Annotated in this window: 19 protein-coding genes and 1 pseudogene; 9 read left to right on the top strand and 11 right to left on the bottom strand. The window is 42.2% G+C overall.

What is annotated here, in order from left to right; translation table 11 throughout:
• Nucleotides 1-20: 20 nt before the first annotated feature.
• The 3 genes from POV27_RS15700 to POV27_RS15690 are packed head-to-tail and all read right to left on the bottom strand — an operon-like array spanning nucleotide 21 to nucleotide 3,094.
• Entirely contained in the window at nucleotides 21-881 is an 861-nt protein-coding gene (locus tag POV27_RS15700) for a LytR/AlgR family response regulator transcription factor (RefSeq protein ID WP_272863742.1), read from the bottom strand.
• Nucleotides 882-933: 52 nt separating this feature from the next.
• Nucleotides 934-1,530, bottom strand: coding sequence for a hypothetical protein (locus POV27_RS15695; protein ID WP_272863741.1), 597 nt, complete (start codon nucleotides 1,528-1,530; stop codon nucleotides 934-936).
• A gap of 28 nt (nucleotides 1,531-1,558) precedes the next feature.
• Nucleotides 1,559-3,094, bottom strand: a complete 1,536-nt coding sequence (locus tag POV27_RS15690; RefSeq protein ID WP_272863740.1) for a helicase HerA-like domain-containing protein — start codon at nucleotides 3,092-3,094, stop codon at nucleotides 1,559-1,561.
• An 81-nt stretch (nucleotides 3,095-3,175) separates the two neighbouring features.
• Here POV27_RS15690 and POV27_RS15685 point away from each other — a divergent pair, with 81 nt between their 5' ends.
• Nucleotides 3,176-3,670: a RidA family protein gene (locus POV27_RS15685; RefSeq protein ID WP_272863739.1), complete on the top strand. Its 495-nt coding sequence runs from the start codon at nucleotides 3,176-3,178 to the stop codon at nucleotides 3,668-3,670.
• Between the two features lies 1 nt (nucleotide 3,671).
• On the opposite strand, the gene POV27_RS15680 is transcribed toward POV27_RS15685, so the two are convergent.
• A complete protein-coding gene (locus POV27_RS15680) occupies nucleotides 3,672-4,403 on the bottom strand; it encodes a hypothetical protein (RefSeq protein WP_272863738.1) in 732 nt (243 codons plus the stop codon).
• Nucleotides 4,403-5,128 (bottom strand): hypothetical protein, encoded by a 726-nt coding sequence (locus POV27_RS15675; RefSeq protein WP_272863737.1) that lies wholly within the window; start codon nucleotides 5,126-5,128, stop codon nucleotides 4,403-4,405. Before POV27_RS15675 ends, POV27_RS15680 begins: the two co-directional genes overlap by 1 nt.
• A gap of 184 nt (nucleotides 5,129-5,312) precedes the next feature.
• Here POV27_RS15675 and POV27_RS15670 point away from each other — a divergent pair, with 184 nt between their 5' ends.
• Together POV27_RS15670 and POV27_RS15665 are read left to right on the top strand one after the other, a co-directional pair.
• Nucleotides 5,313-5,942, top strand: coding sequence for a 7-carboxy-7-deazaguanine synthase QueE (locus POV27_RS15670; RefSeq protein ID WP_272863736.1), 630 nt, complete (start codon nucleotides 5,313-5,315; stop codon nucleotides 5,940-5,942).
• A complete protein-coding gene (locus tag POV27_RS15665; RefSeq protein ID WP_272863735.1) occupies nucleotides 5,942-6,853 on the top strand; it encodes an AraC family transcriptional regulator in 912 nt (303 codons plus the stop codon). The genes POV27_RS15670 and POV27_RS15665 overlap by 1 nt, the downstream gene beginning before the upstream one ends.
• Nucleotides 6,854-6,986: 133 nt before the next feature.
• On the opposite strand, the gene POV27_RS15660 is transcribed toward POV27_RS15665, so the two are convergent.
• Entirely contained in the window at nucleotides 6,987-7,532 is a 546-nt protein-coding gene (locus tag POV27_RS15660; protein WP_272863734.1) for a DUF2911 domain-containing protein, read from the bottom strand.
• Nucleotides 7,533-7,809: 277 nt separating this feature from the next.
• Between POV27_RS15660 and gyrB the strand changes: the two genes are divergently transcribed.
• The 5 genes from gyrB to secDF all read left to right on the top strand — a co-directional run bounded on the left by gyrB (nucleotide 7,810) and on the right by secDF (nucleotide 15,445).
• Nucleotides 7,810-9,747 carry a DNA topoisomerase (ATP-hydrolyzing) subunit B gene (gene gyrB / locus POV27_RS15655; protein ID WP_272863733.1) on the top strand — a complete coding sequence of 646 codons (1,938 nt, stop codon included), beginning with the start codon at nucleotides 7,810-7,812 and terminating at the stop codon, nucleotides 9,745-9,747.
• A 133-nt stretch (nucleotides 9,748-9,880) separates the two neighbouring features.
• Nucleotides 9,881-10,807 carry a malate dehydrogenase gene (mdh, locus tag POV27_RS15650; RefSeq protein WP_272863732.1) on the top strand — a complete coding sequence of 309 codons (927 nt, stop codon included), beginning with the start codon at nucleotides 9,881-9,883 and terminating at the stop codon, nucleotides 10,805-10,807.
• A 170-nt stretch (nucleotides 10,808-10,977) separates the two neighbouring features.
• Complete coding sequence (locus POV27_RS15645; RefSeq protein ID WP_272863731.1) at nucleotides 10,978-11,508, top strand: hypothetical protein; 531 nt, start codon at nucleotides 10,978-10,980, stop codon at nucleotides 11,506-11,508.
• 71 nt (nucleotides 11,509-11,579) lie between these two features.
• Nucleotides 11,580-12,194, top strand: a complete 615-nt coding sequence (locus POV27_RS15640) for a hypothetical protein (protein WP_272863730.1) — start codon at nucleotides 11,580-11,582, stop codon at nucleotides 12,192-12,194.
• A gap of 224 nt (nucleotides 12,195-12,418) precedes the next feature.
• Nucleotides 12,419-15,445: a protein translocase subunit SecDF gene (secDF, locus tag POV27_RS15635; protein ID WP_272863729.1), complete on the top strand. Its 3,027-nt coding sequence runs from the start codon at nucleotides 12,419-12,421 to the stop codon at nucleotides 15,443-15,445.
• Nucleotides 15,446-15,522: 77 nt separating this feature from the next.
• Here the strand turns inward: secDF and POV27_RS15630 are convergent, their stop codons facing one another.
• The 5 genes from POV27_RS15630 to folE are packed head-to-tail and all read right to left on the bottom strand — an operon-like array spanning nucleotide 15,523 to nucleotide 19,484.
• On the bottom strand, nucleotides 15,523-16,017 hold the full coding sequence (locus POV27_RS15630; RefSeq protein ID WP_272863728.1) for a DUF192 domain-containing protein: 495 nt from the start codon (nucleotides 16,015-16,017) through the stop codon (nucleotides 15,523-15,525).
• Nucleotides 16,014-16,952: a prolipoprotein diacylglyceryl transferase gene (gene lgt, locus POV27_RS15625; RefSeq protein ID WP_272863727.1), complete on the bottom strand. Its 939-nt coding sequence runs from the start codon at nucleotides 16,950-16,952 to the stop codon at nucleotides 16,014-16,016. Before lgt ends, POV27_RS15630 begins: the two co-directional genes overlap by 4 nt.
• A 48-nt stretch (nucleotides 16,953-17,000) precedes the next feature.
• Complete coding sequence (gene yidD, locus POV27_RS15620) at nucleotides 17,001-17,249, bottom strand: membrane protein insertion efficiency factor YidD (RefSeq protein WP_272863726.1); 249 nt, start codon at nucleotides 17,247-17,249, stop codon at nucleotides 17,001-17,003.
• Nucleotides 17,250-17,266: 17 nt separating this feature from the next.
• Nucleotides 17,267-18,751 (bottom strand): cysteine--tRNA ligase, encoded by a 1,485-nt coding sequence (gene cysS, locus POV27_RS15615; protein WP_272863725.1) that lies wholly within the window; start codon nucleotides 18,749-18,751, stop codon nucleotides 17,267-17,269.
• Nucleotides 18,752-18,806: 55 nt separating this feature from the next.
• The gene (folE, locus tag POV27_RS15610) at nucleotides 18,807-19,484 is read right to left on the bottom strand and encodes a GTP cyclohydrolase I FolE (protein ID WP_272863724.1); all 678 of its coding nucleotides are present in this window, start codon (nucleotides 19,482-19,484) and stop codon (nucleotides 18,807-18,809) included.
• Nucleotides 19,485-19,635: 151 nt separating this feature from the next.
• On the opposite strand from folE, the pseudogene POV27_RS15605 reads away from it, so the two are divergent.
• Nucleotides 19,636-20,972: pseudogene (locus tag POV27_RS15605) on the top strand (hypothetical protein); the annotation flags it as partial.

Below are 20,972 nucleotides of genomic sequence, written 5' to 3'. Positions count from 1 at the left end.
AGTAAACGGGAAAAAGGGAATTAGGAAATGAAATCCATCACTGTTTTCAGGTTGCTTTTGGAAACCGGGACCTCGGCTTGGTTGTTCAAGATGAGTTTGGCTGCAGCGGCAGTATTTAGTTCTTTGGCCATTTTCATATTTACGATTGCCTTTCTATGTACCCGCAAATAGTTGGTGGGCAATTTGGTTTCCAAAGTTTTCAAACTACTTCGCATCGTATAATTGGAACCATCTTGTAAATGCACTTTTACACAGTAGTCATCGGCTTCAATCCATAGGATGTCTTCAATAGGAATGATTTTTCTTTTATTTCCAATTTTTATATTCAAAATGGTGGTTTGGTCATTAATTTCATTTTTCAACGAATTGTATAATTGAAGATTTACCTCTTTCAATTCCGAAAGTTCCTGTACCTGTATCTGAAGTTGTTCATTCAAAAAGAACAAATGGAAGATTATGGCCAATGCACTATACCCCAAGACGAAAATGGGTCCTTTTCGATAGGTGTAAAATGGCATGAATTCTTCAACAAGCGGAGTGAAGGAAATGGTCATGTCATTCCGAAGAAGTGAGACAATAGAAATGGTAACAATAGTGACAAATGTTAGCGATAAAATCCAAAAAGTGAAACGGGCCAAATAGGAGAGTTGTAAGGGTGTTTCGGAAAAATTCCTTTTCGAAAACCAGAAAAGTACAATCGCGGACAGCATCCATATAATCCATTCAAAGGATTGGCCTTGCAGCACATCGAGAAAGGTGATGTTCGGAACAATGTCGTAACGTCTAATGAAATATAATTGTTGGAAAGTTTCGAAAGTGATCGCAACAATTAAAAGTGAAATAATGATTAAAATGATCTTTTTAGAATTGGAAATGCTCATAACGGTCACAATTTTTTATAAAGAAAAAAGCCTCCCAGTGGGAGGCCTTTGTTTATTCTTCGGTTTCTGTTTCTGTCTCTTCTTTTTCGACTTCTTCGTCCCAGCCAATCATAAAGTACTTAAACTTGGCGCTGTCTGGGATTTGGGTCAGCTCTACTTTCTTGTCCAGGGTATACCGAACGTTCTCCGGTAGTTCCCGCTTATCTATGGTGATGAAAATATCACTATCCTTAATAAATATTACTACGGCATTCAAAGTGGTTTCTACACTTTCAATTTCGTAGTTTGCCTTAAGATCTCCAAAGGTGCTGTTTATGTTCAAGCCAGTTTCGGTAATGAAACGCTCGTCGAACACCTGTACATTACCAATGTTAGAATCGGGATCTGTTTCAGAATGTGGGGAAAGCATCAAAAGTTTCTTCCCGCCTTTTTCATAGATTTCCACTTCGCCTTGGGTTCCCAAAGCATCCTGTACAGGGTTAAGCCATACCAATGAGTCTTGGGCGAATATAGAATCCACTTGCTTCATGGTAACGGTAGTAGTTAAATGGCCCACCTCACCTTTCTTAATGAGATAAGGATCCTTTTCTTGTCCACATTGTATAAATAACAGGGCCGCTAAGGCGCTTAATAACAAAGTCTTTTTCATTCGTTTTCGTTCAGTAGTATAATATAGGTTATTTTATGAGTTTGGTAAGGATGCCCAATACACTGCGTATTACAGTAGGGCTGGTCAATACTTTTTCTATAGGACTTCGACTCGATCTTCTACTGCGGGACGAGGATCTTCTCCGTGAAGAAGAACGCTTTGTTTCCTCTCGCTCCTTTCGGGCCTTCTCCTTGGCCTCTTCTGCATTAGCCTTTTCTATTTTTTCATTCAACAATTCGTAGGCACTCTCTCTGTCTACCTCTTTATTGTATTTTTTAATGAGTTTGGAGGCACCGATGAGGTCTTCCAATTCATGATCTTCCAAAACATCCATTCGGCTCATAGGAGCTCTTAGCAATGTTGCCGCCAACGGAGTAGGAATCCCCTTTTCGTTCAGGGCAGAAATCAAAGCCTCTCCAATTCCGAGCGATGTAAGTACTTCGTCGGTTTTGTAATAATCGGAAAGCGGATAGTTTTCTGCGGTCAATTTAATAGCCTTTCTGTCTTTGGCCGTAAATGCACGAAGGGCGTGTTGTACTTTAAGTCCCAATTGACTCAAAACCGCATCCGGTACATCGGTTGGGTTTTGGGTTACAAAATAGAGTCCAACACCTTTGGAACGAATGAGCTTTACAATAGCCTCAATCTGATCCAACAGCGCATCACTGGCTTCTTTAAAAATTAAGTGGGCCTCGTCTATAAATATAATCAGTTCTGGGCGGCCACTATCTCCTTGTTCTGGGAAGGTGGAATATATTTCTGCTAACAAGCAAAGCATGAAGGTTGAGAATAGTTTTGGTTTATCCTGTATGTCGGTAAGACGAACAATATTAATATATCCACGTCCATTCTCATCCACGCGAAGTAAATCGTCTGTGTCGAAGGATTTTTCACCAAAGAAAAGGTCTCCTCCTTGCTGTTCCAATTCCACTATTTTTCGAAGAATGGCTCCTGCCGATGCTGGCGAAATACGTCCGTATTCTTTAGCAATTTCCGCTTTACCTTCTTCCATGGCATATTGAAGGATCTTCTTGAAATCCTTAAGATCCAATAGTGGTAATTTATTATCGTCGCAATATTTAAAAAGGATGGAAATAATACCCGCCTGAGTTTCAGAAACTCCTAAGATTCGCGAAATTAAAACAGGGCCGAATTCACTTACGGTGGCTCGTAGCCGTACCCCATCCTGTTCCGAAAGGGAAAGGATTTCTACTGGAAATTTCTTGGGTTCGAAGGGTATTCCGATAGCCTCGTGGCGTTCATCGATTTTAGGGTGGCCCGGACTGGGTTGTGCAATTCCACTCAAATCCCCTTTCATATCCATAAGAAGTACAGGGACTCCTGCATCTGATAGATTCTCGGCCAATACTTGAAGTGTCTTCGTTTTTCCGGTTCCCGTAGCACCCGCGATAAGCCCATGACGGTTCATGGTTTTAAGAGGTACCCTTACTAGGGCATTGGTTACGGTGGTACCATCTAACATGGCAGCACCCATGGTTAAGGCATCGCCTTTGGTCTTGTAACCTTCATTGATGTAATCGAAAAAAACATTTTGGTCGGACATCCTAAAAAATTTTGATAAAAATAGCAATTGTGCCGTTGCTACTGAAATATTCCGTAATTTACTTTTCCATAAAACTAAAATATGAAATCCAGATACCTGTTGCTCAGCGCCCTATTTGCAGTGCTTTTGGGCTGTTCCGATAGAGCCAAAGAAGAACCCGCACCAGCACAAACAACCCCTGAAAAAATCACCCCTATTTTTCATGCTTCCCATGAACCCAAAAAGCAAAATGCCCCTTTTAGCGATGTGGTTCAGGTAGGGGATACGTATTATTTGGCCGGACAAATTGGGATGGATCATTCCGTTCGTACATTGGTTGAAGGAGGTATCGAAGCAGAAACCCGTCAGACTCTGGAAAATATCAAAGCTGTTTTGGCACAACACGATCTGGAAATGAAAGATGTGGTCAAGGCGATGGTGGTGTTGGACGATATTTCAGACTTTGGAGCCTTCAATAAAATCTATACACAGTATTTTCCGCAGAAGCCGGCACGTACAACTTATGCGGCAGAAGCTTTAGCGGCAGGAGCTAAGATCGAAATAGAGGTGGTAGCGTATAAACAACGTTCAGAATAACCTAGTTCACCTTTTCTATGTAGAGGTTGGTGGAACCGGCAGATCGTAGTACAGCTGTATTGCCATTCGCAGCCCGTACAATTTGTACTTTAACCATATCATTGGCATTCAAATTCAACACCTCATTTAAGTGAAGGGAACCTTCTTCATGACCGCTGTTTCTTCTTATGTAGGAAGAAGAAGCGTAGCTACCCACTTGCACATCGTTCACCGTTATGTAGATTTCCGGAGCCTTTCTCGAACTGCTCGAATTGCTAAGCAAAGAAACATTGATGTTGATTTTGAATCTTCCTGCTTCGGTTACCTGTAAGGAATTGCTGGAAACTACAAATAGGGACGAATTGTCGTTCCATTCTTCCGTTCCAAAGACGGGAAGATCGATGGCAGTAGCATTATTTACGTTGGTGCTTGTATCGGTATTCGAAAATTTGGCCGACTGCGAAACATAGGAGGTAGAAGCACTTTCCGTGTTTATGGTATTCCAAACAGGTGCTGCAGCTGTACCCCTGTTATGTTCCCAGGTGTTGGTGTCACTGTTGTAAATGAGTAATCCATAAGCAGGATTTACGAGGGCATTTCGATCCGCATTGGTGAGTCGTGGTAAAAGTATTCCTTGATCTTCCGAAAAGATTTCCAGTTGGGCACTTTCATCAACTACCAAGGTGCCCATCCCGACCTGTGCGAACGCCAAAATAGGAGTCACTACCAATAATAAGGCGAGTATCTTTTTCATCACATGATTTTTTCAATATAGATATTCGAGGATCCTGCAGATCGTAAATTCACGGTATTGCTATTGGCCGATCGCACAATGTTCACGGTTAAAACTTGATTGGCTGCGACTTCAACCACTTCCCGAATATGTAGGGAGGATTCTTCGTGCCCATTGTTACTTCTTATGTATCCTGTGGAACCATAGGAGCCTATTTCTGTGCCGTCTAGTGCAATCCTAATTTCTGGTGCGTTCCTGTCGTTTCCGCCTACATTGATAAGGGAAACATTCACAATTACTTCGTAGCGGCCAGTTTCTGTGATGGTTACTTGGTTTCCAGACACATTGTATAGCGTGGCATTGTCGTTCCATTCTTGGGTTCCAAAAACGGGTAAAGAAATGGCTGGGGTCACATTTACGTCCGTGGTCGTATCGGTATTCGAATATTTCACGGAAGCTCCCGGTGCGGTTCCCGTAGAAGTTAGGCTCAATGCTCTCCAAATTGGGGTTGATGGGCTGTTGGAATTCAATTGAATTTCATCAGAATCCGTATTGTAGACCATTAGTCCATTCACAGGATTGGTAATGGCGTCCCTCTGGGCGGTGGTCATTCTTGGGATAAGCACTCCTTTGTCCGTAGCTGTGATATCTAAAATTGAGGAAGGATCCGGGCTCGTGGTGCCAATTCCTACCTGGGCGAAACTGGTTAGGGAGATAAATAAAAAGAATAATACTAGCTTCATCATCTTGCGAACTTTTTGTTGAAGATACCTCGCGCCCTACGAAAAGAAAACCCTGAAATATGTGTTTTCGGTTAATGGAAGGTATTTTAGGCCTATTAACGAGCAATTGTGGTTTTGCCGCAATGGGCATGGGTTTAAAGCATCTGTTTTTAGCGGGCTAAACAATATATTTCTACCTTTGCAGCCTATGCAAGGAGAAATTCAGACATTGGTCGATAAGGGGCAACTTTTGCCTCTAATGGAGGAGTTTTATACCATACAGGGAGAGGGATATCACAAAGGTACCGCTGCCTACTTCATTCGTGTGGGTGGATGCGATGTAGGTTGTCATTGGTGCGATGTGAAGGAGAGCTGGAATCCCAATGTGCACCCACCTACGGAAATCGAATCCATTGCAGAAAATGCCGCAAGATATTCCAAAACCATTGTGGTCACAGGAGGAGAACCCTTAACGTGGGATATGGGTCCGCTTACACAACTTTTAAAGGAGAAGGGGTTGGATACCCATATAGAAACCTCAGGGGCTTATCCGTTGACTGGAACTTGGGATTGGATTTGCCTATCGCCCAAGAAATTGAAATTACCTACCCCAGAAGTATATCAGGCAGCAGATGAACTAAAAGTGATTGTTTATAATAAAGATGATTTCCGTTTTGCCGAAGAACAAGCTGCAAAGGTATCCTCGGAATGCAAGCTGTATTTACAGCCAGAATGGAGTAAGCGGGACAAGATGGTTCCCCAGATTGTAGACTACGTCATGGAGAACCCCAAATGGGTGGTATCTTTACAAACCCATAAATACCTGAACATTCCTTAATGCAGGATTCCCCAACGAAAACGGACTATGTAAAACGGGTAAACAAGGTATTTCAGTACATAGATGATCATCTTAAGGCTCCCTTGTCGCTGGAGGAAATTTCTGAAGTAGGACATTTTTCACCCTTCCATTTTCATAGGGTTTTTAAAACCATTACCGGAGAAGCCCTCAATGCGTATATTGTTCGCCGTCGGGTAGAAAAGGCGGCTTCATTGCTTATGCATAAACTGGATTTCCGAATTGGGGAAATAGCATGGGAAGTGGGTTTTGCTAGTAATACTTCGTTTGCAAGGGCTTTCAAAAAAGAATACGGGTTAAGCCCCTCAGAATTCCGAAAAAGCAATGCACAGAAAATAGGTAAGATCATTCAAAAAGATAGCAAGAATGGTCAAGTGTTTCCCAAATTCGAAAATTACATTTGTAGCCTCACCGAATTAAAACATTGGATTGTTATGAATGGAACTATTGAAATTAAGGAAATGCCCAAGATGCAACTGGCCTATGTTACCAGTATTGGGGTGCAGAATATAACCAGTGCTTACGGAAGGCTCATGCAATGGGCAGAACCTTTGGGATTGTTGAAGGATGCCCAAATGATCACGGTCTATCACGATAGCTTTAAGGTAACCGCGCCGAACAAGGTTCGCATGAGTGCGGGTCTTATATTGAACGAAAATGTGCAAGCCGAGGGTGAGGTAGGGATAACTACCGTAAAGGCGGGAAAGTGTATCGTAGGGCGTTTTGAGATAGGTTTGTGCGAGTTTGAAAAGTCGTGGAGTGGTTTATTCGTTTGGATGAATGAAAATGGGTATGAAAAAGCGGATCGTAACCCATTTGAGATCTACCATAATAATTTTGAAGAGCATCCGGAGAAGAAATGCATTGTAGACTTTTGCATTCCTGTGGTTTAATAAAGCCCTTAGTTCACAAATAAATCACGCCGGACCTTGGATCGACTTCCATAAGGAAATGTGTCGCAGGTCCGGCGCAATACCCAACTCTTATTGTTCAATAAAACTTGGGCCGTGTTTAACTAAAAACCGATTATTTTGTAAAAGGAACCGTTACACGACAGTTCCCCCATGCCAAGTGCATGTCTACTCCGTTATCACCTTCGCTAAAAGCAATAGAAAATGCCTCTACAGAATCGTCTGCGTTGGTGGTAGGTACGCTTAATCGTGCCACATCCTTGGACTCATCGTAGAAATAAGATCCCCAAGTGTTGAGGTCTTTGCTAATAATGGCAGTCCATTCGTTGTCTCCAGGAATAGTATAGAACGTATAGGTTCCAGCCTTCACAGTAGTGCCTCCTAATTTCATGTCGGTGTACAGGGTAATTTCGGCAGCTTCATTAGCTCCGGTACGCCATACTTTTCCATTGGGAGCCAATTTGTCCAGGGAACGTCCTTTCAATTGCGGACGGCTGTACACAATTTTAATAAGCTTATCGGAGTTTCTATAGTCACTGGGATACGCAGCGGCATCCATAGGACTTACATCCAATTTGCTGAATTTTTGAGCCTGTGCATCGTTGCTAAAAACGAACATAAGCGCAAGTAAAAGAGTAGTGATGATTGTTGATTTTTTCATGAGATTTTGTTTATGGATTAAAAGTAGTTGTTTTCCTTATGGCTAAATGATAATGTTATGTGAAATTTTTGTTGCATAAATGAAAAAATTGGCCTGTTTTTTTGTGGCCATTATTGGTACGTTTTGGGGGATGGATACTTACATTTTTTGTGAAAGTATTTTTTCACAAAAATTGTTAATAACTTAAGAGTGGAAAATGGCCAAAACTACTGATTTTATTGGGGATATCGTTATATTTGTTTGTTATTGAAAATTCGATATAAACAACCTTATTTATATGAGTGAAGAACAGAAGAAGACCAATTATGGTGCCGATAATATTCAGGCGTTAGAAGGAATGGAGCATGTGCGCATGCGACCTTCCATGTATATCGGTGATGTTGGGGTACGCGGATTGCACCATTTGGTATACGAAGTTGTGGATAATTCCATCGATGAAGCCCTCGCTGGACATTGTGATACCATCGATGTAATCATCAACGAAGACAATTCCATTTCAGTAAAAGATAACGGGCGGGGAATCCCGGTCGATATTCATAAAAAAGAAGGTGTTTCCGCACTGGAAGTGGTAATGACCAAAATCGGTGCCGGGGGTAAATTCGATAAAGATTCATACAAGGTATCTGGAGGACTCCACGGGGTAGGGGTAAGTTGTGTAAACGCCCTTTCCGAACACCTAAAGGCCACCGTTCATCGCGATGGTAAAGTTTGGGAGCAGGAGTACGAACGTGGAAAAACCCTATATCCAGTAAAATCTACTGGAACTACCGATTACAGAGGAACCATCGTGACCTTTAAACCAGATCATGAAATCTTCAAAATTACCCTAGAGTACAACTACGATACATTAGCAAGTCGTTTACGCGAATTGGCTTACCTTAATAAAGGAATTACCATTACGCTTACCGATAAAAGGCACAAGGAAGAAGGAGAGTACGTAAACGAAACCTTCCACAGTGAAGAAGGGTTGAAGGAATTTATCCGCTTCTTGGACGGCAATCGCGAACCCCTTATCGCGGATGTTATTTCTATGGAAGGGGAGAAGAACGGTACTCCGGTAGAAGTTGCTATGGTGTACAATACTTCCTTCAACGAAAACCTTCATAGCTACGTTAACAACATTAATACGCACGAAGGAGGAACCCACCTAAGTGGATTTAGAAGAGGGTTAACCACTACCTTGAAGAAATATGCGGATGCTTCTGGAATGTTGGACAAATTGAAGTTCGATATTTCCGGGGATGACTTCCGTGAAGGACTTACGGCAATTGTGTCGGTGAAAGTGGCCGAGCCTCAGTTCGAAGGTCAAACCAAGACCAAATTGGGGAACCGAGATGTTACGTCTGCGGTGAGTCAAGCTGTATCGGAAATGTTGGAAAACTACTTGGAAGAGCACCCTAACGATGCAAAGACCATTGTTCAGAAGGTGATTTTGGCAGCACAGGCGCGTCATGCGGCGCGTAAAGCCCGTGAAATGGTGCAGCGTAAAACCGTGATGAGCGGAGGAGGGCTGCCCGGAAAATTGAGTGATTGTTCCGAACAAGATCCCGAAAAATGTGAAGTATTCCTTGTGGAGGGAGATTCGGCAGGGGGAACCGCCAAACAAGGGCGTGACCGTAATTTCCAAGCCATCCTTCCATTGCGTGGTAAGATTTTGAATGTAGAGAAAGCCATGCAGCATAAGGTATTCGAAAACGAAGAGATTAGAAACATCTTTACCGCATTGGGAGTGACTATTGGTACCGAGGAAGATAGTAAAGCACTCAACTTGGAAAAGCTGCGTTACCATAAAATTGTGATCATGTGTGATGCGGATGTAGATGGTAGTCACATCTCAACCTTGATCCTAACTTTCTTTTTCCGTTATATGAAAGATCTCATTGAAGCAGGTCACGTGTATATTGCAACTCCGCCATTATACTTGGTGAAGAAAGGAGCTAAGAAAGAATACGCTTGGGACGATGACCAGCGTGATATGATCAACCAGAAATTTGGAGGATCTGCCGGCATCCAGCGTTATAAGGGTCTTGGGGAAATGAACGCAGAACAATTGTGGGAAACTACCATGAACCCTGAGTTCCGTACCCTTCGTCAAGTGACCATAGACAATGGCACCGAAGCAGACCGAATCTTCTCTATGTTGATGGGAGATGAGGTGCCTCCGCGTAGAGAGTTTATCGAAAAAAATGCCGTTTACGCCAATATCGATGCGTAATCATTTATCGTTATAGTAAGAAAGCCCGATTCCTAACGAATCGGGCTTTTCTTTTTCTAACATCCATGCTAAAAATACTTTAGAAAATGGTACTTTTGTACCGCTTTAAAATAATCCTTACAAAATTGATCATATGAAAGTAACAGTAGTAGGTGCAGGAGCCGTAGGAGCCAGTTGTGCCGAGTACATTGCCATTAAAAATTTCGCTAGCGAAGTTGTGTTGTTGGACATTAAAGAAGGGTATGCCGAAGGTAAGGCCATGGACCTTATGCAAACTGCTTCCCTGAATGGTTTCGATACCAAAATAACCGGTACGACCAACGACTACACAAAAACTGCTGGAAGTGATATTTGTGTAATTACTTCAGGAATTCCTAGAAAGCCAGGAATGACTAGGGAAGAACTTATCGGAATCAATGCGGGCATCGTAAAATCCGTATCTTCAAGTTTGATCGAGCACTCACCTAACACTATTATGATCGTTGTAAGTAACCCTATGGACACCATGACCTACTTGGTACATAAGACTACAGACCTTCCTAAAAACCGTATCATCGGAATGGGAGGAGCATTGGATAGTGCACGTTTCAAGTACCGATTGGCGGAAGCTTTGGGAGCTCCTATTAGCGATGTAGACGGAATGGTAATTGGAGGTCATAGTGATAAAGGAATGGTCCCACTAACCCGTTTGGCAACCCGTAACAGTGTACCTGTATCTGCCTTTATTTCTGAAGAGCGCCTAAATCAGGTAAAAGAAGATACCAAAGTGGGAGGAGCTACTCTTACCAAATTGTTAGGTACTTCTGCTTGGTATGCTCCTGGAGCAGCGGTATCCGGATTGGTGCAAGCCATTGCCTGTGATCAGAAAAAGATATTCCCTTGTTCTACATATTTAGACGGACAGTACGGACTAAACGATCTTTGTATAGGAGTACCTGTTGTATTGGGAAGAAACGGAATCGAGGAAATCGTTGAGTTAGAACTTAGCGATGCCGAAAAACAGCACATGGAAGAAAGTGCTGCTGGTGTAAGCAAAACTAACGGATTGCTGGAACTATAATCCAGACAATTTGAAAAAGTATAAGATTGGTCCCGCTTTGTGCGGGACTTTTTTGTACCCATTTTCACGAAAGCAGAGTGGAACCGTGATTTTGGGTAGTTTGCTAGGAATAATAGGTATATATTTACGCCCTATATTGAAAAATGAAGTCTATCAATTAATAAAAAACTATGAAAATAACTAAGTACATAGCCCTTGCATTCATCGTTAGTGTATCCTTAATTTCCTGTAAATCCGATGACGGCGATGGCGGTGGAGGAGAAGAGGCAGCGACTTGCGCGGAAGCTTCGAGCCAGACCGCGCAGGGTAATTTTAGGGAGACTGCTTTTGTTGCTACTGGTGGGAAATATATTGAAGCGCCTGGTAGTGGCACGGGATTCATTTGTACCATCTATGTGAAGTCTCCTACCAATACCGATTGTGTGTTCCCAACCTTTGAAGGTACCCAAGATACCATCCTTTTTTCAATCGATGCGCTTGAGCCTCAAACGCTAATATTGTCTGAGTTGGCAGGGTCGGATACCTTGAATTTTAATCGTATTGCCGATGGCACAACAAGTGTTGAATTGGCAGAATGTGGTGTGCTGGAAATTACCTCTTATGATGCAACAGCAGGAGAGCTTCGAGGTACCGTCATAGCCGAAGGTCAGTTGGGGAGTATGATCGATGGAAGTTTTGTGCTTTCATTATGTGTGTTTTAGAAATTTGAAATGATAAAATATGTATTTGTTAAGACTGTTGAAAAACAGTCTTAATTTTTTATCTTTGGCGGATGAACTCGAAATGGTACTTAAGTACTTTATTTATAATCCTTACGGTATTAGGGATAAGTCTGGATAGGACGACTTCCCCTAATCAGGAAATTCTGGTTCAGTTTAATAGCGACGAAGTTACTTTCGACGAAGCCCAGAAGGCAATCGCTGTTGTAAAGGCCCAATTGCAGAACATTGGGGTCGAGAATATTCAAGTAAGTACATCGGCAAACGGTAAATTAAAAATTACCTACTACAGTGAAGTCGATGTTGCCAGTATTCAGAATATACTTTCTTCCGATAATAATCTCGAACTAGGCTATGTTTCGTATTCCGATCACGAGAGCGATTCTAATGTGCCTTTCGGATATGATATACAAAGCTATCAGCTCAATGTAAGCGAGATTCAGAAAAGCTCGAATTTCGATTCGGATTATGAAGGGTATTTGGTAGAGTTCAAATCCAGTAAGACCCGATACTATCATATAGATATCTATTTCTCGAAGGAAGAGATAGACTTCCGATCTAAAAATCGGGTATACAAAACTGCTTATGAGGTGCATAGCAATAATGCACTCCTCATAGATAATTCTTCTCACAATATTCCCGAAGTGAGAGCAGGCCCTATAGCGTAAGGGACCATTTTTATGGATACATTTGGAACGTATGAATGAGGCGTTTTCAGAACGAGAATACCTTGCCAAAATATCCTTCCCATTCTTAAATCAACATTATACAACCCAGGTTTTTGGTAGGGATACCAAGGCCATAATCATTATTAATCTATAATTATCATTGTCGGATTCGTGGGTAATTTAAGTATGCCCATTTTAAAAAGTCTGACATAAAAAACAGAAAAATGCAAAATAAAGGACTAGTTACTGTATTTGCTATTGTGTTTGGATTGGTGAGTTTGTACCAGCTTTCCTATACCTTCATTGCAAGCAATACGGAAAACAATGCAAAAGAATACGCCCAAAGCCTATTTGGTGCGGATCAACCCGATGAGCGTAGCGCTGCGGAAGCCAATTATTTGGATTCCGTTTCAACGGAGACCCAAATGTTGGGAATCGATTATAAGACAGCCAACGAAAAGCAACTTAAGAAGGGGCTCGATCTTAAAGGAGGGGTAAACGTAATCCTTCAAATTTCGGTAAAGGACATTTTAATTGACCTTGCCAACAACAGTAAGAACGGAGCTTTCTTGCAAGCTTTGACCGATGCTGATGAGCTTCAGAAAGATGCCCAGGAAACGTATGTAGAATCTTTCTTCCGTGCGTTCGATGCACTTCCGGGAGAAAACAGATTGGCATCCCCAGAAATATTCTTCAATAGAGATCTTCAAGACGATATTAAGAGTAGCGAATGGAGCAATGATGATGTGAAGCCTGTTATCGAGCGTAAGGTAGAAGAGGGGATTGCTTCCGCTTTCGAAGTATTGCGTAAGCGTACCGACCAGTTTGGAGTAACCCAACCTAACCTTCAGCGTTTAGGAAACTCAGGAAGGATTTTAGTAGAATTACCTGGAGCTAAAGACGTAGAGCGTGTTACCGAATTGGTATCTAGAAAAGCGCAGCTTGAGTTTTGGGAAGTGATCAATGCCCAGCAAATCATTCCTTTCCTAGAGCAAGCCGATACTAAAGTGGCTCAAATCATTAAGCCTAAGGAAGAGAAGGAAGAGGCTGAAGCTTCCACAGATACTACACAAACTGCCGAGGAAGAATCTATTGAAGACCTATTGGGTGGAGAAGAGGTAGAGGATGCCACTGCAGACGAAGCGGTAACCAATCCTATCCTTTCCAGAATTGTTCCCGTTAGAATTGGAAACCCTGGAATTTATACCTTCAAAAAATCCGATACAGGTGTAATTAACGAATATCTAAATATGCCTGAGGTTCGTGCACTTTTAAGCAACGACCTTAAATTCACAAAATTCTTCTGGAGCAAACCAGAATACGATGAGGATCTGGGTGAGGACTTAGTAAGTCTATATGCCATTAAAGCCGATAGAAATGATACAGCTCCTCTAAGTGGAGGTGTAATTACCGATGCACAGCAATCGTATACCCCTGCGGGTAATGTATCTGTAAACATGCAGATGAACGGTGCTGGAGCTAAGATATGGGAGAGTATGACAGAGACTGCTTATACAGATGGAACCCAAATCGCGGTGGTTCTTGATGATGTAGTATACTCTGCGCCAGGTGTAAGCAGTGGTAAAATTTCTGGTGGTAGAAGTGAGATCACAGGAGATTTCACCATCAACGAAGGGCAAGACTTGGCAAACGTATTACGTGCAGGTAAACTTCCTGCGTCTGCAGACATTATTCAGGCAGAAGTAGTAGGTCCTACGTTAGGACAGGAAGCCATTAGTAGTGGTCTTATTTCCTTCATTATTGCCTTGGTTATTGTATTGCTTTGGATGATTTTCTACTATGGAAAAGCGGGAGCTTTTGCCGACGTTGCTTTGTTGGTAAACATCCTGTTCATCTTCGGTATGCTGGCAGGTATTCCTGGGGCGGTACTTACCTTACCTGGTATTGCGGGTATTGTATTAACGATTGGTATCTCGGTAGATGCGAACGTACTTATATTCGAACGTATTCGTGAAGAGCTAGCCAAGGGGAAATCGCAAAGGGATTCCATTAACGATGGTTTCAGCAATGCATTGTCTTCCATTTTGGATGCGAACATTACAACAGGACTTACGGGTCTAATCCTTTTGGTATTTGGTACAGGACCTATTAAAGGTTTCGCCACTACCTTGTTAATTGGTATTGCGACTTCATTGTTTACTGCGATCTTCATCACGCGTTTGTTTATCGACGGTTATACGAAGAACGGAAAGTCGTTGACCTGTTCTACACCAATGACCAAGAATTTCTTGAAGAACGTAAATGTAGACTTCCTTGGAAAGAGAAAGATTGCCTACGTGATTTCTGGTATTTTGATTTTGGTGAGTCTAGGTTCTCTATTCACTGTAGGGCTTAACCAAGGGATCGACTTCGTAGGAGGGCGCACCTATACCGTTCGTTTCGATAAGGATGTAAATGCGATTGATGTGCAGGATGATTTGGTCGCTGCTTTCGGAAGTGCGGAAGCAAAAACCTATGGAGGGGACAACCAGTTAAAGATTACTACGAAATTTAAAGTAGACGAAACAGGAACGGAAGTAGACAAGGAAATCGAAACTACCTTATTCAACTCACTTACTTCATATTTGCCTGCTGGAATGACGTATGATCAATTCGTGGCAGATGATGATAATAAAGTTGCCGGTCGTATGGAATATTATAAAGTAAGTCCGACCATTGCAGATGATATCAAGAAATCATCGTTCTGGGCTGTACTGGGATCGTTGGTAGTGGTGTTCTTATACATCCTTTTACGATTTAGAAGATGGCAGTTCAGTTTAGGTGCTGTTGCTGCGGTATTCCACGATGTATTGATCGTATTGGGGATCTTCTCCCTTACCTATAGGATCATGCCATTTAACATGGAGATCGACCAATCGTTCATTGCGGCAATCCTAACGGTAATTGGATACTCGCTGAACGATACGGTGGTTGTGTTCGACCGTATTCGTGAGTTCTTCAATGAGCATCAAAGTTGGAAGATGAACCGAATCATCAACTCTGCTTTGAACAGTACATTGAGCCGTACGTTGAATACGTCCATGACCACGTTGATCGTACTTCTTACCATCTTTACCCTAGGGGCAGAATCCATCCGAGGATTGATTTTCGCCTTGATCATTGGGGTGTTGGTAGGTACCTATTCATCGTTGTTCATCGCAACTCCAGTATTCTACGATACTGTTAAGAAGCGAGGAATCGATTTAAGCGATAAGAAAGATGAGGAAGAAGAGGAAGCTGCTGCTGCCTAATATTTCTCTGATAGATACTGAAAAAAGCCCTGTTCAACGAACAGGGCTTTTTTTATGAAGTGATTAATTTTTTGCTTTTAGTTGGGATCTCGGGTATAGTCAAATTTGTCTCCAGCCTCCAAGCCCCATCGATCGCTAAGGCCTGCGTTCACTTCCAATACATATTGTGCGGGTCCTTCTGAAGGCAAAGAAGTGTTGTCGAAAGGTTTTGCGTTCTTGGCAATGCTTACCACTTCCTTCTTACTGTTCAAATAGATGATATCTATAGAGAATTCGGTATTCTTCATGTAGAAGTACTTGGGTTCCTCTTTTTTGAAGATAAAAAGCATACCGCGGTCGTCTTGCATACTTTTACGGTACATAAGCCCTATTTGCGTTTCGTAATCCGATTCGGCAATTTCAATATCCAATTGGGCCAATACAGAATCCGTCTCCTTTTTCATTAAGGTTAGTGCACCCTCTTTTTTGAAGGTCACTTCCCGTGTGAGTACTTTCTTCTCCTTATTGTCTTTACAGCTGTAAGACTGAAGTAACATGCCCACTAGTATTGCGGCAATCCATCTTCGTTTCATGTGGTTTCTGTTTTCTTTTTAGATCTTAACATCAAATAAATTCCTGCTATGATGAATGGGATACTTAGCCATTGTCCTGTAGATAGGAGCGCGTTGGCGCCATCGGCAAACCCATCTTGGCTCTTTTTGAAGATTTCGGCAATAAAACGAACGGTCCAAAGTAGAATAAGGAATAGCCCGAACAGAAACCCCAAGTGCTTTTTCTTCTCGGTTTTTTCATAAATATACCAAAGGATCAGAAAGACAAAAATGTACCCAAATGCCTCATACAATTGGGCGGGGTGCGTCCAGGGGACTTCCTGTAAATATTGCGCGAATTGCGGATTGTTTTCAATAGCGTTGTAGGCAGCATCGGGACTTTTGGTGTTTGTGATGCTCATGGCCTTACCTTCGTTATAATAATTTCTAATGAATCGTACAGCAAACGGAAAAGACTCGTTGGTTTCTTTTCCAATAATCTCTGAGTTGATAAAATTTCCTAAGCGAACCAATATGGCCCCAAAGGATACGGGTATCACGATGCGGTCAAAAATCCAAAGAATAGGTTTCTTCAATACCTTTCTGTTATACATGAACAGCGCTATAACCACTCCTATCCCTGCTCCATGACTGGCCAATCCCCTAAAACCGGTAAACCTGAATTCGGGTTTGGTTTCGAAGGGAAGGAAAACCGACCAGAAATCCTGTTCGAATAGTTCGGGTTGATAGAAAATAACATGCCCTAGTCGCGCTCCAATTAAAATGGCTAACACCATATAAATGAAAAGGCTGTCCAGTTTTTCTAAAGCTTCCCCTTCCTTTTTGTAAATGCGCTTCATAAGGAACCAGCCCACAATAAAGGAAATGACGAACATGAGGCTGTAGTATTGAATGGTATAAAATCCAAGATCGAGTCCTGTTGAAGGATTCCACGTAAAACTTAAGAAGTGCATCATTGGGTGTTTTTTCTCATGTAAAGATAGGAAAGGACTAAAGATAATTGATCAATTATTCCCTTCTTTTTCGCCTTTGGGCGGAACTGGATCGTAACCCGATCCTCCCCAAGGATGGCAACTGAAAATGCGTTTGGTTGCCAGCCGCATTCCTTTCCATAACCCATGTGTTTCTAAGGCTTCTACAGCATAATGGGAGCAGGTAGGTTGATACCTACAGGTAGATGGGAAAATAGGGGAGATGACCTTTTGGTAGAACCTTATGAGCACTATAAAAGGGAAAATAAGGATCTTCTTCATGACGTTACGTTAACGGCTTAGCTTAAGGAATAGGTCGTTCCGTCCTTCCCGTCCTTAAGTTGTATGCCCATTTCCAGTAATTGATCCCGAATTTTATCACTTGTAGCAAAATCCCTATTGGCACGTGCTTCATTTCGCAACGAAATCAATAAATCGATAACTCCAGATAATTTATTGGAGTCTGCATTTCCTTCGGCAGCCGCATCGATCAATCCCAACACATCGAATAGGAAATCGTGCATAGTTTTCTTAAGCAAGTTCAAATCCTCTTCGGTAATAGAGGCGTTCCCTTCCTTAAGGCCATTTATGAACTTGGCGGCTTCGAAAAGCTGAGCGATTAAAATGGGACTGTTAAAGTCATCATTCATGGCATCGTAGCAGGACTGTCGCCATTCGGCTACATTAAAACTGCTATCAGAACCACCTTCTATATCTCCCAAAACACGATAGGCATCCATAAGTCGGAAATATCCTTTTTCACTGGCTTCCAATGCGTCTTTAGAGAAGTCTAAAATACTTCGGTAGTGTGCTTGATACATGAAAAACTTAGCTACTGTAGGAGCAAAAGCTTTGCTAAGGATATCATTCTCACCACTGAACAATTCATGCGGAAGAATATTGTTTCCTGTAGACTTCGCCATTTTCTTACCGTTCAGGGTAAGCATATTGGCATGCATCCAATAATTTACCGGTGATTCATTATTGCAAGCCTCTGCTTGAGCAATTTCACATTCGTGGTGCGGAAATTTGAGATCCATTCCACCACCGTGAATATCGAAGTGATTTCCCAAATATTTGGTACTCATTGCAGTACACTCCAAATGCCAGCCTGGGAATCCATCACTCCAAGGAGAAGGCCAACGCATGATGTGTTGTGGTTCTGCCTTTTTCCATAGGGCAAAGTCCTGTGGGTTTTTCTTCTCAGATTGTGCTGCGAGTTCACGGGTGTTGGCGATCATATCTTCCAACTGTCGTCCACTCAACTTTCCATATTCGTGATCTTCGTTGAATTTTACCACATCGAAATAGACCGAACCGTTCTTTTCGTAAGCATAGCTTTTTTCAATAATATCTTCAACAATCTTGATCTGCTCAATAATATGACCCGTCGCCGTAGGTTCAATGCTGGGTGGTAATGCATTGAATTGGGCCATGACGTTATGAAAGTCCACAGAGTATTTCTGAACCACTTCCATAGGCTCCAATTGCTCAATCCTTGCCTTTTTAAGGATAGGATCGTCACCACTTTCACCATCGTTTTCCAAGTGTCCCGCATCGGTAATGTTTCGAACATAGCGTACTTTGTACCCTAGGTGTTTTAGATATCTGAAAACCAAATCGAACGATAAGAAAGTACGACAATTCCCCAAGTGAACGTTGCTGTATACGGTAGGTCCACAGACATACATTCCTACAGCTCCTTCATGGATGGGTTGGAACTTTTCTTTCTTCTTGCTAAGGGAATTGTATAGCGACAATTCCTGTTGTTCGAATAGTTTCATGGATGACACTTCGAGCTTAAGATTAGTGATGTTTTAAACGAAATGTAAAGGTATTTTAAAATTCGGTTTCCAGCTTGATGTAATCCAAAAATTCACGTTTGGTATCCGGATTTTTGAAAACCCCACCAAATTCACTGGTTACGGTACTGCTATCTATGTCCCGAATTCCTCTAGAATTCACACATAAGTGTTTGGCGTCGATAACGCAGGCCACATCTTCAGTGTTCAGTATTTCTTGAAGTTCCTTTACGATTTGCATGGTAAGTCGCTCCTGAACCTGTGGGCGTTTTGCGTAATAGTCAACAATACGATTCATTTTAGACAAGCCAACCACCGTTCCATTGGAGATATAGGCAATATGAGCCTTTCCTACGATAGGGAGAAGGTGATGTTCGCAGGTAGAATAAAGGGTGATATTTTTTTCTACCAACATTTCCCCATACTTGTATTTATTCTCAAAAGTTGAAGCTTTCGGTTTGCGGTCTGGGTGTAACCCTCCAAAAAGTTCCTGAACGAACATTTTGGCGACCCTGCTGGGCGTTCCTTTGAGGCTGTCATCGGAAAGGTCCATACCTAAAGTATTGAGGATATTCTCCACATCTTTCTTAATGGCAGCAATTTTCTCTATATCGCTCATTTCGAAGGCATCCGGACGTAACGGGGTGTCCGAAGAAGTGCCTACATGATCATTTCCAAGTGCTTCAATTTCCTTTAGCTGTTTTTCTAAATCCATGCGATTTTTTTAGGACGTATTTTTAATACAGAGTGCAAAGATACATGATTGCAATAACTCATAAAAAACTAACAAATGCTTTTTGAAGCTTTCAAGACCGCCTGTTTTCATAAAAATTTCTTAATTTTCGCGAATTATACCCTAATTGAATATGAAAAAGTTATACCCTAAATCGCTACTTAGCCTGCTATTCCTATTGTCTGTATTTACTACTTCTTATGGGCAATGTCCTTTGCTTGAGGCAGGTGACGATAAGTTTATTTGTTCCAGTCCACCAGATCCGGTGACACTGGATATTCTCATTAACGGAATCCCAGAATTGATTATTCCGCAAACGGGAACCGATAGTTATAGAATTGCGGTACCACCATGCCCGCTACCTCCATTAACGGGTACGCCGATCGATTTGTCTGCGGATGATATGTATTCGGATGTGCAAAACTTATTGTTCGAATTCAGTTTTTTTGGTGTGAATTATACTCAGTTTGTGGTTGGGGCCAATGGTAAAATTTCATTTGATACTAGTTTAGCTAATGGTCCGGATGATTGGACCATAGCGGCAGGGGAGTTGCTTCCCATAATTGATGGAACAGGATTTCCAGCCAATACCATTTTTGGAGCCTATCATGATATTGACCCCGGTGTTGGAGGAGATATCAACTTTTTCATTTCAGGAACAGCACCAGAAAGGGCCCTAGTTGTAAATTACAATATGATCCCGCAGTTTAGCTGTAACGATCTTATCACGAACCAGCAAATTATCCTGTACGAATCTACGAACATGATCCAGGTGAATATTTTCAATAAGCCTGTATGCGATACTTGGAATGGAGGTTTAGCGACCCTAGGGATCCAAGGAAATGACGTTACGGAATTCGCGGTTCCTCCCGGAAGAAACACAGGGGTATGGAGTGTAGATACCGCAGAAACTTGGTACTTCATTCCAGATGGTCTTTCCAATACAAATTCAACCTTTACCGTTACCGATCAAAATACAGGGTTGGTAGTGGCTACGGCCATTCCGGCTACAGTTTCTCCTACGGTAGATACGACCTATTTGGTTGAATTTACTTTCGAATTGCCGAATGGTACCACGACTACCATTTCAGATACGGTAACTGTTTTTGTGGCAGATCCACCAACATTTCCTGGCCCAACACAGCCATTAGTGAAGTGTGATCCCGATAATGATGGATTCACGGATTTTACATTGACGGACGCCGATTTAGATATTACGGGCGGAGATCCTGATCTTATTGTTTCTTACCATGGTACAATGATCGATGCGGATTTGAACCAACTGCCCTTGCCAGACCCATATACAAACGATACAGCCTATAACGATAGCGTATGGGCAAGGGTTGAAAGTATGACCACAAGTTGCTATCAGGTGGTAGAGCTATTTTTAGAGGTTCGCGACAGTCCTGTTGCGACGGTTCCTTCGGAGCCTTTGCGATTGTGCGACGAGGACGGCACGCAGGACGGTTT

The sequence above is a fragment of the Aureisphaera galaxeae genome (assembly GCF_028561275.1).
Lineage (GTDB): Bacteria > Bacteroidota > Bacteroidia > Flavobacteriales > Flavobacteriaceae > Aureisphaera > Aureisphaera galaxeae.
This window is presented reverse-complemented; position numbering and strand designations above follow the sequence as displayed.